This window comes from Pseudomonas sp. GM55, assembly GCF_000282395.1.
GTDB classification, from domain to species: domain Bacteria; phylum Pseudomonadota; class Gammaproteobacteria; order Pseudomonadales; family Pseudomonadaceae; genus Aquipseudomonas; species Aquipseudomonas fluorescens_CC.
Window position 1 is genome coordinate 1 of the sequence record NZ_AKJJ01000148.1, and the last position, 16,910, is coordinate 16,910.

Annotated in this window: 13 protein-coding genes and 1 tRNA gene; 5 read left to right on the forward strand and 9 right to left on the reverse strand. The window is 58.6% G+C overall.

Features of this window, described 5'->3' with window-relative positions; all coding sequences use genetic code 11:
- Positions 1–35: 35 nt before the first annotated feature.
- Complete coding sequence (gltX, locus tag PMI31_RS28220; RefSeq protein ID WP_007956429.1) at positions 36–1,517, reverse strand: glutamate--tRNA ligase; 1,482 nt, start codon at positions 1,515–1,517, stop codon at positions 36–38.
- 241 nt (positions 1,518–1,758) lie between these two features.
- On the opposite strand from gltX, the gene PMI31_RS28225 reads away from it, so the two are divergent.
- Positions 1,759–2,847 (forward strand): HlyD family secretion protein, encoded by a 1,089-nt coding sequence (locus PMI31_RS28225; protein ID WP_008023357.1) that lies wholly within the window; start codon positions 1,759–1,761, stop codon positions 2,845–2,847.
- A gap of 49 nt (positions 2,848–2,896) precedes the next feature.
- On the forward strand, positions 2,897–4,387 hold the full coding sequence (locus PMI31_RS28230; protein WP_177323588.1) for an MDR family MFS transporter: 1,491 nt from the start codon (positions 2,897–2,899) through the stop codon (positions 4,385–4,387).
- 133 nt (positions 4,388–4,520) lie between these two features.
- On the opposite strand, the gene uvrB is transcribed toward PMI31_RS28230, so the two are convergent.
- Positions 4,521–6,536 carry an excinuclease ABC subunit UvrB gene (gene uvrB / locus PMI31_RS28235; RefSeq protein ID WP_008023360.1) on the reverse strand — a complete coding sequence of 672 codons (2,016 nt, stop codon included), beginning with the start codon at positions 6,534–6,536 and terminating at the stop codon, positions 4,521–4,523.
- A 335-nt stretch (positions 6,537–6,871) separates the two neighbouring features.
- Between uvrB and PMI31_RS28240 the strand changes: the two genes are divergently transcribed.
- A complete protein-coding gene (locus PMI31_RS28240; RefSeq protein ID WP_008023362.1) occupies positions 6,872–8,068 on the forward strand; it encodes an amino acid aminotransferase in 1,197 nt (398 codons plus the stop codon).
- A gap of 228 nt (positions 8,069–8,296) precedes the next feature.
- Entirely contained in the window at positions 8,297–8,497 is a 201-nt protein-coding gene (locus PMI31_RS28245) for a hypothetical protein (protein ID WP_008023364.1), read from the forward strand.
- On the opposite strand, the gene PMI31_RS28250 is transcribed toward PMI31_RS28245, so the two are convergent.
- Entirely contained in the window at positions 8,494–8,724 is a 231-nt protein-coding gene (locus PMI31_RS28250) for a hypothetical protein (RefSeq protein ID WP_007978659.1), read from the reverse strand. The two genes, PMI31_RS28245 and PMI31_RS28250, sit on opposite strands and share 4 nt — an antisense overlap.
- 227 nt (positions 8,725–8,951) lie before the next feature.
- On the opposite strand from PMI31_RS28250, the gene PMI31_RS28255 reads away from it, so the two are divergent.
- A tRNA-Asn gene (locus PMI31_RS28255) sits at positions 8,952–9,027 on the forward strand.
- Positions 9,028–9,285: 258 nt separating this feature from the next.
- Here PMI31_RS28255 and PMI31_RS28260 read toward each other — a convergent pair.
- From PMI31_RS28260 to PMI31_RS28285, 6 genes are all read right to left on the reverse strand, one after another.
- Entirely contained in the window at positions 9,286–9,762 is a 477-nt protein-coding gene (locus tag PMI31_RS28260; protein ID WP_008023370.1) for a hypothetical protein, read from the reverse strand.
- Positions 9,763–9,846: 84 nt separating this feature from the next.
- Positions 9,847–11,058 carry a hypothetical protein gene (locus tag PMI31_RS28265; RefSeq protein ID WP_008023372.1) on the reverse strand — a complete coding sequence of 404 codons (1,212 nt, stop codon included), beginning with the start codon at positions 11,056–11,058 and terminating at the stop codon, positions 9,847–9,849.
- A gap of 12 nt (positions 11,059–11,070) precedes the next feature.
- Entirely contained in the window at positions 11,071–13,008 is a 1,938-nt protein-coding gene (locus PMI31_RS28270; protein ID WP_043302715.1) for a hypothetical protein, read from the reverse strand.
- Positions 13,009–13,016: 8 nt separating this feature from the next.
- The gene (locus PMI31_RS28275) at positions 13,017–13,874 is read right to left on the reverse strand and encodes an SH3 domain-containing protein (protein WP_008023377.1); all 858 of its coding nucleotides are present in this window, start codon (positions 13,872–13,874) and stop codon (positions 13,017–13,019) included.
- Positions 13,875–13,896: 22 nt separating this feature from the next.
- Positions 13,897–14,373: a hypothetical protein gene (locus tag PMI31_RS28280; RefSeq protein ID WP_008023380.1), complete on the reverse strand. Its 477-nt coding sequence runs from the start codon at positions 14,371–14,373 to the stop codon at positions 13,897–13,899.
- Between the two features lie 838 nt (positions 14,374–15,211).
- Positions 15,212–16,729: a nucleobase:cation symporter-2 family protein gene (locus PMI31_RS28285; protein ID WP_008023383.1), complete on the reverse strand. Its 1,518-nt coding sequence runs from the start codon at positions 16,727–16,729 to the stop codon at positions 15,212–15,214.
- Between the last annotated feature and the right edge of the window lie 181 nt (positions 16,730–16,910).

A 16,910-nucleotide genomic window follows, 5' to 3' on the forward strand; every position in this document is an offset into this window, starting at 1 on the left:
GGCAAGCCGGCTCCTACAAGGTCAGGTGCGCAGGATCAGGCGATGGCGCCCAACAGCTTTTCCCACTCTTTGTTTTCTTTCTTCGACACACCGCCCAACAGGTCAATGGCCTGGCGCAGACGGAAACGGGTCAGGTCCGGCCCGAGAATCTCCATCGCATCAAGCACCGACACCGAGCTCGCCTGGCCGGTGATCGCAGCGAACATCAGCGGCATGGCATCACGCAGCTTCAGCTCCAGGGATTCGACTACAGCCTGGATCGTCGCGGTGATGCTGTCCTTCTCCCACTGACGCAGGCTTTCGAGCTTCCACAGGATCAACTGCATCAACTGACGGACCTGATCGCCCGATAGCTTCTTGGATTCGAACAACTTCGCATCCGGATTCACGCCACCGGCAAAGAAGAACCCGGCCAGCGGTGCCACCTGGCTGAAGGTTTCGACCCGGCCCTGCACGTGCGGAGCGATCTTCATCATGTATTCGGAATTGAACGCCCACTTCTGCACGCGTGCGGCGAACTCCTCCACCGGCAGGTCACGCAGCCACTGGCCGTTGAGCCACGACAGTTTCTCGATGTCGAAGATCGGCCCACCAAGGGACACGCGCTTCAGATCGAAGTTGTCGACCATTTCCTGCAACGAGAACTTCTCGCGCTCGTCCGGCATCGACCAGCCCATGCGGCCCAGGTAGTTGAGCATTGCTTCGGGCATGAAGCCCATGCGCTCGTAGAACGTCACCGAGGTCGGGTTCTTGCGCTTGGACAGCTTGCTCTTGTCCGGGTTACGCAGCAGCGGCATGTAGCACAGCTCCGGTTGTTCCCAACCGAAGTACTCGTAAAGCAGGATCAGCTTCGGTGCCGATGGCAGCCACTCTTCGCCGCGCAATACGTGGGTGATACCCATCAGGTGATCGTCGACCACGTTGGCCAGGAAGTAGGTCGGCAGGCCGTCAGTCTTCATCAGGACTTGCATGTCCATGCGGTCCCACGGGATTTCAACGTCACCGCGCAGCATGTCCGGCACCACGCAAACGCCTTCGCTCGGTACTTTCATACGGATGACGTGCGGCTCGCCAGCCGCCAGGCGACGGGCGACTTCTTCCTTGGACAGCAGCAGTGCGCGGCCGTCGTAACGCGGGGTTTCACCGCGAGCCATCTGTTCGGCGCGCATCTGGTCCAGCTCTTCGGCGGTGCAGAAGCACGGGAAGGCATGCCCCATGTCGACCAGTTGCTGGCAATACTTCTGATAAATGTCGCCGCGCTCGCTTTGACGATACGGACCGTGCGGGCCGCCGACGTCCGGGCCTTCGCTCCAGTCGATACCCAGCCAGCGCAAGGCGTCGAAAATCTGCTGTTCGGACTCGCGGGTCGAACGCAGTTGGTCGGTGTCTTCGATCCGCAGGATGAACTCACCGCCGTGCTGCTTGGCAAAGCAGTAGTTGAACAAGGCGATGTAGGCGGTACCTACGTGGGGATCCCCGGTAGGCGATGGCGCGATGCGAGTGCGGACGGTGGTCATGGCATGTCTCGAAAAGATAAAAAGCGAAGTTCAAAGCGAACGTCAAACAAGAGGCGAATGGTAACAGGCGACACAGGCCAGGCTCCAGTGAACAGGGCATTTAAGCCAAGGTTGCGTCTGTAACGCCCGTATGGCGCGGTGAATGGCCGAATATCAGCCGATGGCATTTACCGTTTATCGGCTGTATGCCAGATTTGCCTGCTGATAACTTCTCTTACAATTTCTCGACTACAGTTTGCCCATGCCTGCCCAACTCAAGCGTCGCCTCTTCACTTTCCTGCTGATTGTCCTGTTGATTGGCGGGGGCCTGTTTGCCCATTGGCTCTTCAAGGGGCGCTTTTATGAAAGCACCGACAACGCTTATGTCCAGGGCGAGATCACCCGTGTGTCGAGCCAATTGGGGGCGCGCATCGATCGGGTGCTGGTGCAGGACAACCAGCATGTCGAGAAAGGCCAGTTGCTGATCAAACTCGAAGGCGACGACTTCCGCCTCGCTGTCGACCGCGCCAATGCCGCCCTGGCCACCCGCCAGGCCGAGCGTCTGCAAGCCCAGAGCAAACTGACCCAGCAGGCCAGCCTGATTGCCGCCAGCGAAGCGCAAGTTGCGTCCAGCCAGGCCAGCCTGGGTCGCTCGCAGATCGACCTGACCCGCGCCGAGACCTTGCGCAAGCCTGGTTATGTCTCGGAAGAGCGGGTGACCACCCTGTCCGCCGACAACCACATTGCCCGCTCGCAAGTGGCCAAGGCCCAGGCCGACGCGCAAAGTCAGCGTCAGCAGGTCAACGCACTGACCGCCGAGATCAAACGCCTCGACGCGCAGATCGCCAACGCCAGGACCGACCTCGCCCAGGCCGAACTGAACCTGACCCGCAGCGAAATCCACGCCCCCATCAGCGGCCTGATCGGCCAGCGTGCAGCCCGCGAAGGCCAATACGTGCAGGCCGGCGCTTACCTGTTGTCGATCGTGCCGGACGAAGACATCTGGATTCAGGCCAACTTCAAGGAAACCCAGATCGGCCACATGCAGCCCGGGCAGAAAGCCGAGCTGACCTTCGACGCCTACAGCGACACCCCGATCGAAGCCCGGGTCGACAGCCTGTTTGCCGCCTCGGGCGCACAGTTCAGCCTGTTGCCGCCGGACAATGCCACGGGCAACTTCACCAAAGTCGTACAACGGATTCCGGTAAAACTGACCTTCGCCGCCGACAACCCGCTGCGCGGCAAGATCCGCCCGGGCATGTCGGTGACCGCCAAGGTGAACATCAAGGACGCCCCTGACGATGTCGCCACCAAAGTGAGCAGCAAAGACGCCCCTGACGATGGCCGGTGATCAACTGATCCGCCCGGTCGGCGAACCGACCCGGCGCGACTGGATCGCGGTGATGAGCGTGATGCTCGGCGCCTTCATGGCGGTGCTGGACATCCAGATCACCAACTCCTCGCTCAAGGATATCCAGGGTGCGCTGTCGGCAACCCTGGAAGAAGGTTCGTGGATCTCCACCTCGTACCTGGTGGCGGAAATCATCATGATCCCGCTCACCGCCTGGCTCGTGCAGCTGTTGTCGGCGCGGCGCCTGGCCGTGTGGGTGTCCCTCGGGTTTCTCGCGGCCTCCCTGCTCTGCTCCATGGCCTGGAGCCTGGAAAGCATGATCGTGTTCCGCGCCCTGCAGGGGTTTACCGGTGGCGCACTGATTCCACTGGCGTTCACCCTGACCCTGATCAAGCTCCCGGAACACCACCGCGCCAAAGGCATGGCCATGTTCGCCATGACCGCCACCTTCGCCCCCTCCATCGGCCCGACCCTCGGCGGCTGGCTGACGGAGAACTGGGGCTGGGAATACATCTTCTACATCAACATCCCGCCCGGCCTGATCATGATCGCCGGCCTGATGTACGGGCTGGAGAAAAAACCAGCGCACTGGGAATTGCTGAAAAGCACTGACTACGCCGGCATTCTTACCCTCGGCGTCGGGCTCGGTTGCCTGCAGGTGTTTCTGGAGGAAGGCCACCGCAAGGACTGGCTGGAGTCGAACCTGATCGTGACCCTGGGCAGCATCGCGCTGGTCAGCCTGATCACCTTTGTGATCGTGCAGTTTTCCAAACCCAATCCGCTGATCAACCTCGGCATCCTCGGTAACCGCAACTTCGGCTTATCCAGTATTTCCAGCGTCGGGATGGGGGTCGGGCTGTATGGCTCGATCTACCTGTTGCCGCTCTACCTGGCGCAGATCCAGAACTACAACGCCCTGCAGATCGGCGAAGTGATCATGTGGATGGGCGTGCCACAGCTGTTTCTGATTCCGCTGGTGCCCAAGCTGATGAAATTTGTTTCGCCGAAATGGCTGTGCACGCTGGGCTTCGGGTTGTTCGGGTTGGCGAGTTTCTCGTCGGGGGTGCTGAACCCCGACTTTGCCGGGCCACAGTTCAATCAGATCCAGATCATCCGCGCCCTGGGGCAGCCGCTGATCATGGTGACCATCTCGCTGATCGCCACCTCCTACATCCTGCCCCAGGATGCGGGATCGGCGTCGAGCCTGTTCAACATCCTGCGCAACCTCGGCGGGGCCATCGGCATCGCCCTGCTCGCCACCCTGCTGGATGCGCGGACCAAGGTTTACTTTGACTACCTGCGTGAATCCATCGTGCCAAGCAATCCGCAGGTGGCTGAACGCCTGGCGTCGTTGACCAGCACGTTGGGCAACGAAACGGCGGCACTGGGCAAACTCAGCGAAATCGCCCACCAGCAGGCGTCGATCATGGCCTACAACGATGCGTTTCATTTTGTCGGAATTGCGCTGGGGATCAGCATGGTGGCGGTGTTGTTGACCAGGAAATTGCCAGCGGGGTTGAAGGCTGGCGAAGCCCATTGAATTAGCCGCATTCCCTGTAGGAGCTGGCTTGCCAGCGAAGGCGGCATAACGGCCACCATCGCTTCGCTGGCAAGCCAGCTCCTACAGTTGACCGAGTTGTCCTGGCGGGCGAGGCCAGCCCGGTCAGCGCAAATCAGACAGTGATCAACCGCTCGCGCAACTTGCCAATCTCATCGCGCATCTGCGCCGCTGCTTCAAACTCCAGATCACGCGCTAACGCATACATCTTCTCTTCCAGGGCCTTGATACGCTTGGCGATCTCGCCCGGCGAGCGCAATTCCGCTTCGTATTTGGCGTTTTCCTCGGCGGCCTTGGCCATGCCCTTGCGCTTTTTGCTGCGCGAACCAGGCACGGTGGCGCCTTCCATGATGTCGGCAACGTCCTTGAACACGCCTTTTGGCGTGATGCCATTGGCCAGGTTAAACGCAATCTGCTTGTCACGACGACGCTCGGTTTCACCGATCGCCCGCTCCATGGAACCGGTCATCCGGTCGGCATACAGAATCGCCCGGCCATTGAGGTTACGTGCCGCGCGCCCGATGGTCTGGATCAGCGAGCGCTCGGAACGCAGGAAGCCTTCCTTGTCGGCATCGAGGATCGCTACCAGCGAGACTTCCGGCATGTCCAGGCCTTCACGCAGCAGGTTGATGCCCACCAACACATCGAAAGTGCCGAGGCGCAGGTCGCGGATGATCTCCACGCGCTCCACGGTGTCGATGTCCGAGTGCAGGTAGCGCACGCGCACACCGTGGTCGGCCAGGTAATCGGTCAAATCCTCGGCCATGCGTTTGGTCAACGTGGTGACCAGCACTCGCTCTTCCAGAGCGACGCGCTTGGTGATTTCCGACAGCAAGTCGTCGACCTGAGTCAGTGCCGGGCGGATCTCGATTTGCGGGTCCACCAGCCCGGTCGGACGCACCACCATGTCAATGACACGCCCTGCGTGTTCGGCTTCGTAGTTGCCCGGAGTCGCCGAGACGAAAATCGTCTGCGGGCTGATGCTTTCCCATTCATCGAAACGCATCGGCCGGTTGTCCAGGGCCGAGGGCAGGCGGAAACCGTACTCCACCAGCGTCTCTTTTCGCGAGCGGTCGCCCTTGTACATGGCGCCCACCTGGGGAACGCTGACGTGGGACTCGTCGATCACCAGCAAGGCATCCGGCGGCAGGTAGTCATAAAGCGTCGGTGGCGGCGCACCGGCTTCGCGACCGGACAGATAACGCGAGTAGTTTTCGATGCCGTTGCAGTAACCCAGTTCGAGGATCATCTCCAGATCGAAACGGGTGCGCTGCTCCAGGCGCTGGGCTTCCACCAGCTTGTTGTTGGAACGCAGGTATTCCAGGCGCTCCTGCAACTCGACCTTGATGCCTTCGACCGCGCCCATCAGGGTTTCCCGTGGCGTCACGTAGTGGCTCTTCGGGTAGAAGGTGAAGCGCGGCAGTTTGCGAATGACTTCACCCGTCAGCGGATCGAATGCCGACAGGCTTTCCACCTCATCGTCGAAGAGCTCGATGCGAATCGCTTCAAAATCGGATTCCGCCGGATGGATATCGATCACATCGCCACGCACGCGGAAGGTCGCACGGGCAAAGTCCATGTCGTTGCGGGTGTATTGCAAGTCGGCCAGGCGCCGCAGCAATTCACGCTGATCGAGCCGGTCGCCGCGATCCACGTGCAGCACCATCTTCAAATAGGTTTCCGGGCTGCCCAGACCATAGATGCAGGACACCGTGGTGACGATGATCGCGTCCTTGCGCTCAAGCAATGCCTTGGTCGCCGACAAACGCATCTGTTCGATGTGGTCGTTGATCGAGGCGTCTTTCTCGATGAAGGTATCCGAGGACGGCACGTAGGCTTCAGGCTGGTAGTAGTCGTAGTAGGAAACGAAATACTCCACCGCGTTGTTCGGGAAGAACGCCTTGAACTCACCGTACAACTGCGCCGCGAGGGTCTTGTTCGGCGCCAGCACCAGGGTTGGACGCTGCACCTGGGCGATCACGTTGGCGATGCTGAACGTCTTGCCCGAGCCGGTCACACCGAGCAGCGTCTGGTGCGCCAGCCCGGCCTCAATGCCTTCGACCATCAGGCGGATGGCTTCCGGCTGATCGCCGGCGGGCTCGAAACGGGTGACTAGCTGGAATTCAGACATGAAAAACCTCTGGATCACTCTTGCCGGCAAAACCGGCACGAACGAGAAAGACCGCAAACGACCGATGTCGCCCGAGGAAAAAACAGGATTGTGCTCAATGTGGAGTCGATTGCCATCGCTTTCAAGGCAAACGTCCTACATCGCGCAAAACCTTTGCCGACACCATTCGACTAACGGTCGAAAAATAATCGGAAAAACTTACCTTAAAAGCCGAATCGCCTGTCGCCATCGATCGCGGATGGCCTCTATACTAGCTCCCCGTTTGTGCACCGCTCTAGTGCATTCGGCTGGAGCGCGACACGTCCCTCCACTCTCCATTCAGAGCCGCCGCAATAATGAGCCTGTTCTCCGCTGTCGAAATGGCACCACGCGATCCAATCCTGGGCCTCAACGAAGCATTCAACGCCGATACCCGGACCAACAAAGTCAACCTGGGGGTCGGTGTTTACTGCAACGAGGAGGGGCGAATTCCACTCCTGCGCGCCGTTGTCGAAGCCGAAACCATTCGTGCCGCTCAACACGTTTCCCGTGGCTACCTGCCAATCGACGGTATTGCCGCCTACGACCAGGCTGTGCAGAAATTGCTGTTCGGCAATGAGTCGCCGCTGATCGCCGCTGGCCGTGTAATCACCACCCAGGCCGTTGGCGGTACTGGCGCCCTGAAAATCGGTGCCGACTTCCTCAAGCAACTGCTGCCGAACGCCGTTGTGGCGATCAGCGATCCGAGCTGGGAAAACCACCGCGCGCTGTTCGAAACCGCTGGTTTCCCGGTGCAGAACTACCGCTACTACGACGCCGCGACCCACGACGTGAACCGTACCGGCATGCTCGAAGACCTCAACGCGCTGCCAAACGGCTCGATCATCGTGCTGCACGCCTGCTGCCACAACCCGACCGGCGTGGACCTGAGCCCGGCGGACTGGAAAAACGTTCTTGAAGTAGTGAAAGCGAAGGGCCACGTGCCGTTCCTCGACATGGCGTATCAAGGTTTCGGCGATGGCATCGACGAAGACGCCGCTGCCGTGCGCCTGTTTGCCGAGTCGGGCCTGACTTTCTTCGCCTCCAGCTCGTTCTCCAAGTCGTTCTCGCTGTACGGAGAGCGCGTGGGTGCCCTGTCGATCGTCAGCGAATCGAGAGAAGAAAGCGCGCGTGTGCTGTCGCAAGTCAAACGCGTGATCCGCACCAACTACTCCAACCCGCCGACCCACGGTGCCAGTGTTGTCGCTGCAGTGCTGAACAGCCCGGAACTGCGCGCCCAGTGGGAAGCCGAACTGGCCGAAATGCGCCTGCGCATTCGTGGCATGCGTACCCAGATGGTCGACCTGCTGGCACAAAAAGCGCCGCAGCGCGATTTCAGCTTCGTCGGTCGTCAGTGCGGCATGTTCTCCTACTCCGGCTTGAGCGTTGAGCAGGTTCACCGCCTGCGCAACGAGTTCGGCATCTACGCCCTGGACACCGGCCGCATCTGCGTGGCTGCACTGAACCAGAGCAACATCAAGGTTGTGACGGACGCTATCGTCCAAGTCATCTGATGACGCCTTGAAATAAAAAACGGGAAGCCTTTGGGCTTCCCGTTTTTTATTCGCTTCAGATAATTTTCAAAGCAACGACCCAGCCCTCTAGACTGCACACATCTACCCTGTAGGAGCCGGCTTGCCGGCGATGGCGGTCTATCGGCCAACATGAATGCCATTGGCTTTTCGCCGGCAAGCCGGCTCCTACAGGTTTATGTATGCCTGAGTATTCTGCGAGAACCCCACATGAAAAACGATGACCTGCGCGCCGACCGCGATGACCTGGATCACTTCATCCCCCGCGCCCCGACAAAACGTGGCAACAACCTGGTAATGCAAGTCGCTGCTGGTGTATTCCTCGGCGGCCTGGCCCTGTGGCTGGTGCAATTGGGTGCCACGGCGCTCTACGCCAAACTGATGGTTGCCACGATTACCTTCGGCGGTTAAGCCAGTTCGGTCGCACGCTGGCTGGCAGCGTCGTCGTAGGCGACATACAGCGATTCCGCGACCTGGCTCTTGATCGCTTTAGTGCTTTCCAGGCCCAGGACAAAACCTTCGGCCTTGCCACCCGCGCGGTTCAATGCTTCAGCAGTGCCGGCCTGAGTGATGGCGTCGAACAACTTTTCGGCGTGGGGGCCGACACCTTTGGGCAGGCTGATCTGAGAGATGCTCATGGGTGCACCCTGTGGTGTCGAGGTGTGGGGGTCAAATGATTCATGGCGCGTACCTTTTCGGCGAATGGCCGGCAGCGCGTGTCACCACTTCCGGGTGGCCATGGTAGACCTCTGGGACGATCCTGGTAACCGCCAATCGCCACCAAACCACCGTCCGTCCCGATGATTCGCTCCAATTGTTATTCGATGCTTGACTTCTCTTTTTGAATCAGTAAGATACGCGCCATTCCGCGATAGCTCAGTTGGTAGAGCAAGTGACTGTTAATCACTGGGTCCCTGGTTCGAGTCCAGGTCGTGGAGCCAGACAGCAACATCGAAGAGCCCCTGAATCGAAAGATCCAGGGGCTTTTTTGTGGCCGCTGTCTGGTGTCCAGTGTCTAGTCCTGAAATAGGGTTACTCCTTCTGACTTTTTGAGCGAAGCCGCTGAGCGTCAACGGCATTAACAAAATTTGTCTTATCGCACACTTCCATGAATTGCCAGGGGCGGCCTGGGGCTGTTGATGCAGTCACCGCCTCGATGCACCTGTAGCTCGGGCATGAGGCGGCAATCGTCAATCGGATCAGCCGCGCGCTTCTTTCTGAAGATCGTCCAGCTCGTCCACGATGTCTTCATCGCGATCCTCGAAGGCCTTGGCCATGTCGCGTTGCAGGTCGACCTGGACCTCCATCGCCTTCTTCGCGAGCTTCATCCCGTCCTTGGACTTCATGATGATCGACATCGCTTCGGTGGGATGCTTGTTTGCCTCGATCATCAGCTCCAGTTCATCGGCGTCGAAATGGTCGGAGTAGACCTCGATGAGGGTTTCTTTCAGCAGCTCCTGGGAGATGTTCTCCTCAATCACTGCCTTGATTTTCACCGGCGGGACATCGTGATACTTCTGAGAGTAACCAGCCGTGGCGACCTGGATAACCATCTTGTACTGGGCGTCCAACCCCATGATTTTGACAAGCTCTTCGGCCTTGTCCGAGCTGGAGCCACAGCCGTTCAGAAATGTTGCGCACAGCGCCGTGATTGCCCATTTGTATGCATTGGCCATGAAGTGTCCTTTCATGTGTCGTTCGTGTAATAGACCGTTGGCGGGGAGCTCGGCAGGCCGGCTCCCAGCCGGGAGGTTGGGCGATCAGTTCGTCTCTAGCGTGAAGCTTTTGCTGACGAACAGTCCTGCAAACAGCGATTTGTCTTCCTTGAACTCATAGCTTTCGACGAACTTGCCGTCGGTGACCAGCTTTTGCGCGATCGCACACTCCGAGTCGCTGTGATTCTTGGCCTTGGCACCAAAGTCGCTCTGGTAGGCGGAGAAGCCTGCTTCGGCACAGTAGCCAGCGAACTCCTGGCCCTTCGTGGCGGTCTTGTACTCGTCGAATCCTTCCTTTAACTGATCGAAGCCCTTATAGGTGAGCGAGTAGCTGGCTACCTTGGTCTTGCGAGCAAAGTCGCTCGCCGCTTCGGCGATCACAGCCTGGCCCATCGAGGCACTGTAAGCCCCCATGATGAAGCCGTTGAACGCAGTTTTGAGTTGAGCCTGGACTTCATCCAGTTCTGGAAGCGATGCGAATTTGGCCTCTCGCACAATCCGGCCGATTTCGCTGCCGTCATTGCGATGCACGACTACAAACTTGATCGAGCCTTCGCCATCGCTAGAGCGCTGTAGAGTGAAATCCAAGTCAACCTTGGTACCGAACTCTCCGGTCGCGCCCGTGATGAATGCACCGGTGAACGGAAGTCGCTGGACCATGTTGCTGCCCCACGAGTAGGGCGATTTGACCACGCTGCCATACTGATCAATCTCGCTGCGGGGCTGGATCTCATCGGCGACCTCGGCGGGCAAGACCACGTCGGAGCCCTTGTGCGACAGGTATGGCGTGCCCATATCCATGCCCAACAATTGGACATGAATTTCCCCTTTTTTGTTGTCACCGTCGCGGCTGACCTTGAGGGCGTCTGCGTTCAAATACGCCCCGCCTGCGTTCCCGCCACCAGTGGCAGACGCGAGCAAGTACCGCGACCAAGCGACCAGGCCGGTTTCATTCGTGCCTGAGGCCATCTCGCCCATCAGCCCCATGATGCCTTTGAGGAATTTCTCGGCACCGTTGGTTTGCAGCGCGACCAACCGGATTTCTGGTGACTCCACGGTAACGTTTCCGGACCAGAAGGAATACGAAATATCCCCCTCGCTCAGGACGTTCTCGAGGGCAAATTGCTCCTTCAACTCGTCGTAGTAACCCAGGGCTTGCTTCTTCCCAGCGCTGGACAGCATCGCGCCTCCGGCGAGGATCGCAATACCTGCGACTGCTGCAGCGATGAGAATGTGTTTCTTGTTCATCGTTTTCATAGTGGCAAGGCCTTACTGAATTTGGGCGGATGCTTGCTGCCAGGCATCCAAATACTGCTGGGAAACTTCCGGGGTCCAGCTGAAGTCAATGCCGGCGTTCGGAAACTCCTTGGCCAGGACGGCACCGAACGAAACTCGGTCCGCGCAGTGATCTTGCTTGCAAGCCTCGGCACCAGCCACCGGGTACACACGGAAGGTCGGAACGGCGCGGCCATCTTCCAGAGGGAGATACGGGGTCATGTTGGCCGCCGGCATCACGTACCACTGATTCTCCAGTTCGGCATCAGTCTGAACTCGGCCCTTGCGTGGGAAGTCGATTTCGTAGAAGTCGCCAGACTTACCGGTGACGTGGATCATCATCGGTACCGCCGTCTTCGAAGACGATGGATTGAACATGGCGATCGGTGCGCCGAAGGAAACTTTGATGCCTGCCATTTGGGCCAGGGCTTCAGTCTCGCGACCCTCGTAATCTTTCATCCCTGTTTTGATCTGCTCATAACGTCTGAGCACTCGAGTGTGCGTCTCGGCCAACTCTTGCTGCAGGCGGCGCGCCTCTCTCAGGCGGAGCTCCTCACGACGAAGGGCGTAGTTGTTGCCTTGGCGGGCATCGAAGTAAAACTCACCGCGGCTCTCGCCCATACGCGTTTTAAGAATATTGTCCTTGGTTTCCGAGGCGTACCCCTCCGGATACAGTGCTCCGAAATTTTTGGCGAAGAAGAGGTTCGATAGGCCGACAGTTGTTGGTGACGTTGCCTTCACCAATTGGTAGACCTCGACGACTGCACGCTTCAACTCAACCGCATCAAGAGCGAACGCTTCATCCGCAGTGATGACCACGTAATAAGGATCACTCGAGAACGGTGACAAGACGCGGTAGTTGGGACGTTCAAAGGCCAGATAAACCTTCATTCCACGCGCAGGCAACTCACCAACCTGAAAGAGCGCTTGGTCAGCTCTACTGCTCAGGAAGGACAACGCCTTTCCTTTCACAGCAGGGACAAGCGCCTGGTTGAACATCAGGCCGCTTGGATGCACGGTAGTTTTTGACCAGGTGTCGCCCCGGTAAGTGTTCGGTACGGCCCAACGCAGTTTGTCGAAGGTCCCCTCGGCGTATCCGGACACGCCGCAAGGCATAGCCGGTGTCGCTGCGAAAGACAGGCTTGGGTCGTTGTCATCAATGACCGATTTGCTGACGAGCCATTTGCACCCGCTGCCGTCGGAAATCGTCATCAGGTTCTGGTTCGCCAGTACCAATGAACGGCCAAAGTCTGATGTCGGTACCGCAGCCACAGCAGCCTGAGGCGCAGCCGGTGCCACAGGTTGGGCGACAACGGCTTCAGGTTCAACTGGAGCGGTCGGAGCGGTCGGCGCAACTGGCGCAACTGGCGCAACAACGGCCTGCTCTTGTGCCACTGGGGCCGGTACCGCCGCCACGGGCTGTGGTGCCGACACAGGGGCTTTCGCAACGGGCTCAACTGGGGTAGGCGCTACCGCAGCTACTGGTGCTGCAGCAACAGGTACTGCCGCAGTTGGTGTCACTGCTGGAGAAGTCACAGGGACCGTAGCCGCAACATTTGCCGGCGCTGGAACCGCTGGAGCCGGTGCAGAGGGTGACGCCAGCGTGGCCAGGCCAAGGTTGGTCGCATTGCCCGAACCCGTGGCGAAAACTACCCCTTTCGCGTCGATCGCTTTCCATGTGACCTTCGCAGTCGGGCATTCCTGGCCCAGGATGTATGGGAGCTTCGACAGAAGCGTGTTCAGCGGCTTCTGGTCATCCCACGTTGGGCGCTGCAGGGTGATGGCAACATCTGGTTTACACCAGGTGGAAGGCTCACCTTCAACGACGACGTGGATCTGTTCGGACTTCGAATAGGCCAATTCATGTGCAAATGCTTGCGGCGCGATGCCGCAAGCACTCGCTACAACGAGGGCGAGTGCGCGGTTTTTCATGGAGATCCTTAGATGAGTTCCCAGGTGCCGTTGGCTTGTTTGCAGAAGGTATTTTTCTCCTGCTCAGTGTTGCCGTCCGCCGCTTTCAGACTCACAGTCACCGGCCGGCAGGAGGTTTCAGCAGCGACCTGTTGAGTTGGCAACGTCGGGATCGAATCCAGATCGAAGGCCTTTGTCTCCTTGTCGGCCGCGACGTTCATCTCGTCCAGATTGGCCGCTGGCTTCACACTCTTGGCGACAGCTACAGCTTTTGGCTCAACCAGGTCCTTGTGGACGTAACCGACAGTCACGCCTTTACGGCCGACAAGTATCCAGTCGCCGGTCGAACCGACGGCTGTGAACTCGGTGCCGGGTTTCAAACCACCCACTTTGTCGGCGCTTTTTTCAGGCGCGGCGCGGACGTTGGAACTGCTCTTGGTGAGGTACTGCTCGTTGATGAGCTTCATCGATGGAACCGCGACAATCTTCGGTGCCCGTTTCACTTCAACCGTTTTGGTTTGGGTGAATTCCTGCCCCTGAACGATCTGCGCGGTCGCACCGGAATGTGCTGATGCCCAGGACACTGGCTCAGTTGAACCGTTCGGCGAGGCATTCAAAGCGTCTTGTGTGCGCTGTGCCAGAGCCTGCTGATCCTGCTCATCGAGTTTTGCACCGATTTTGTTACCGATGTAGCCACCGAGGGCACTGCCGATCAGGGTGGCCACGATTCGACCGTTGCCTTTGCCGATGAATTGCCCAACGACAGCGCCAGCGACGACGCCCATGGCGGTGCCGGCCTGTTGTTTGTTGATACCCAACTCAGCGCAGCCAGAGGTGCTTGCTGCGATGGCCAATGCCAGCACTGAAACGAGAAACTTTTTACGCACGGTGACTCTCCCTTTGTGTCGGTCACTCTGCCTTCAGCAGAGGCCTTGTGATGTTGTAAAGCATGGCTTCTGAGGACATGGCCCAATGGAAAACTGTGGCAAGCACAACCGGTTGTTTGCCCAAACTTCTGAACGCATCTCTGTACCCAGGGCTATCGACAATCGCGTTACCAACCACGAGCGGCAGCAAAACGATCGACACGATGGCGACCGGTCGCACGAAGCGAATTCGGCCAGGCACACGACGCAGCGCCTCTATCCCAGAGATGATCAAGACCACAAAGCTGATGCCGCCGAAAAACAGGCCACTCAGCAAGGAAAATGGGATAAACCACATATTTTTCAACACGTTAAGACCTTCCGCACCGTGTATATCCGTGTGCGCGACGTCATAGGCCATGTTGTCCGCGATGCCTGGCAGATAGGTTTGGTATTGATCGCGCGTGACCAGCAGGCTCATGCCTTTCACGTAGAGAGGACCGAGCTTGTTCTTGGCCATATGCCGAACCTCCGCCACACGAGTAAGCACATACTGGTGGCGGCGAGGACTTGGCTGTATGTCTCAAGAATTTCGAGTTTTCGAAGAGGGATGTCAGCGCCAGCGAAGTTGAGTAGCTCAGCGTTGAAAATCAGACTGCAGATGACATAGAGGGCGTTGAGCACAACAAGCGCGATAAGCATCCAACTGGTCCTTGTCAGAATTTCGCTAGATCCCGGGTGATGAGGGGGGTGCGCGAACAGATATAGCATATTGCCATCTCACTGGCGGCAGCACCACTCAAAATGCACCGTCGAGCTCCGAAGCAGAGCACCGGAGTGGATGTGTTCGATACCTACGGTCAGAACTTAACGGGACTCGAAGGACTTTCAATGTCAGGGCACATCGCTCCCTCACCGGGTACTCCCGCGACGGTCCTGCGGGTTGGGAATTGCCTCGGCTTGGTTGACACGTCGGTGTGCCGACAAGCCGTTAAACTCCATTGATACGGCACGTGCCTTAAAAAGGATTCTTCCCGCTACGGCAACCTTCGCACTCAAACAACGAAAGTGCAGCACATGAACGTATGCTGCAAAAAACCATGGATTAGGCGACTTCAATTGAATCGGTCACTCAAACCCGGCGAGGACACAACGATCACCACTACTCAAGGAAGGGTGGTGGATGACAGCGGCATGGTCTTCAATGCTCCGGAGCATTCAGTTCGTATTACCGGCCAACGATGACACGACCTGCCTCGCACTCCTTGATCCGGATCCCGCTTGAAAAGCCATCCCCTGAAAAGCAAAAAGCCGATCTGTCTATTCAACAGATCGGCCCTTTTCAGTTGCCGTGAACGTCAGACATGTTCACTGCTTTTGACGTGCACCGCCCGTGGTTCTGCCACGCCGTGTTCCGATTCCAGCACCGGAATCTCCTTGCCGTCGCAATCATGCAGTTTACCGTCGCTGAAATAGTCGCCTTCACGCAACGCCGCCAGATCCTGATAACGCAGCACCCGCTCGGTACCGGCCGCAAAGACCGATTGCTGGTCGGAGTTACCGGCGGTGAGATGGTTAAAGGTCAGGTTCAGCACGATGGCCATGATCGCCGAAGAACTGATGCCCGAATGGAAAATGGTCGCGAACCAGCTTGGGAAGTGGTCGTAGAAGTTCGGTGCCGCGATCGGGATCATGCCGAAGCCGATGGAGGTGGCGACAATGATCAGATTGACGTTGTTGCGGTAGTCGACCTTGGACAAGGTCCGAATACCGCTGGCCGCAACGGTGCCAAACAGCACGATGCCGGCGCCACCGAGCACCGAGGTCGGCACGGCGGCAATGACCCGACCCATGAATGGCAGCAGGCCGAGGATCACCAGGAACAGACCGCCGGTTGCCACCACATAGCGGCTCTTGATGCCGGTGACCGCCACCAGCCCGACGTTCTGGGCGAAAGCGCTTTGGGTGAAGGAACCGAAGATCGGCGCGAACATGCTCGACAGCATGTCGGCGCGCAGACCGTTGCCCAGGCGCTTGGAGTCAACCTTGGTGCCGATGATCTCACCGACGGCAAGGATATCCGCCGAAGTCTCCACCAGCGTCACCATCACCACGATGCACATCGACAGGATCGCAGCGAAGTGGAAGGTCGGCATACCGAAGTGGAACGGTGTCGGGAAGCCGAACATCGGGCCCTGGGTTACGGATGAGAAATCCGCCATGCCGAGGAACACCGCGATCACCGTGCCGACGACCATGGCCAGCAGAATCGACAGGCGGGAGATGGTCGCACTGCCGATTTTGCTCAGCAGCAGCACCAGCACCAATGTCACCGCCGCCAGGCCGATATTCGCCATGCTGCCGAAGTCCGGCGCGTGACTGTTACCGCCCATGGCCCAGCGCGCGGCTACCGGCATCAGCGTCAGGCCGATGGTGGTAATCACGATGCCGGTCACCAACGGCGGGAAGAACTTGGTGATGCGCGAAAACACCGGGGTTATCAGCAATCCGATCAGGGACGCCGCTATGACCGCGCCCAGTACCGACTGAAACCCGCCCTCCCCGCCACTGCTGACAATCGCCACCATGGTCGCGACGCCAGAGAAGGATACGCCCTGCACCAGCGGCAACTGACAACCAAAAAACGGTAAACCCAGGGTTTGCAGCAGCGTTGCCAGCCCCCCTGCAAACAATGAAGCAGCAATCAACAAACCGATGTCCGCCGGCGAGAGCCCGGCCGCCTGGCCGATGATCAATGGCACTGCGACGATACCGCCATACATGGTCAGAACATGTTGCAGGCCATAAGCCATATTCGCGCCGATCCCAAGATTTTCGTCCTCGGGCCGTTGGTGTGAAACATGGGGCGTTTTCATGGTAGGGGGTTCCCTGGTTTTTGTTATGCGCACACTGTATGCAATAGTCATTACAAATGTCTATAGAGTTGTATACAACTTATCAGTCACAAAATGGATACCTGTCCATTTCCCCTGGCAGCCACAAGCGCAGCCCTGGGCCCTGCTCAACCAAGGCAAGACCGCACACCTGAAACAAACC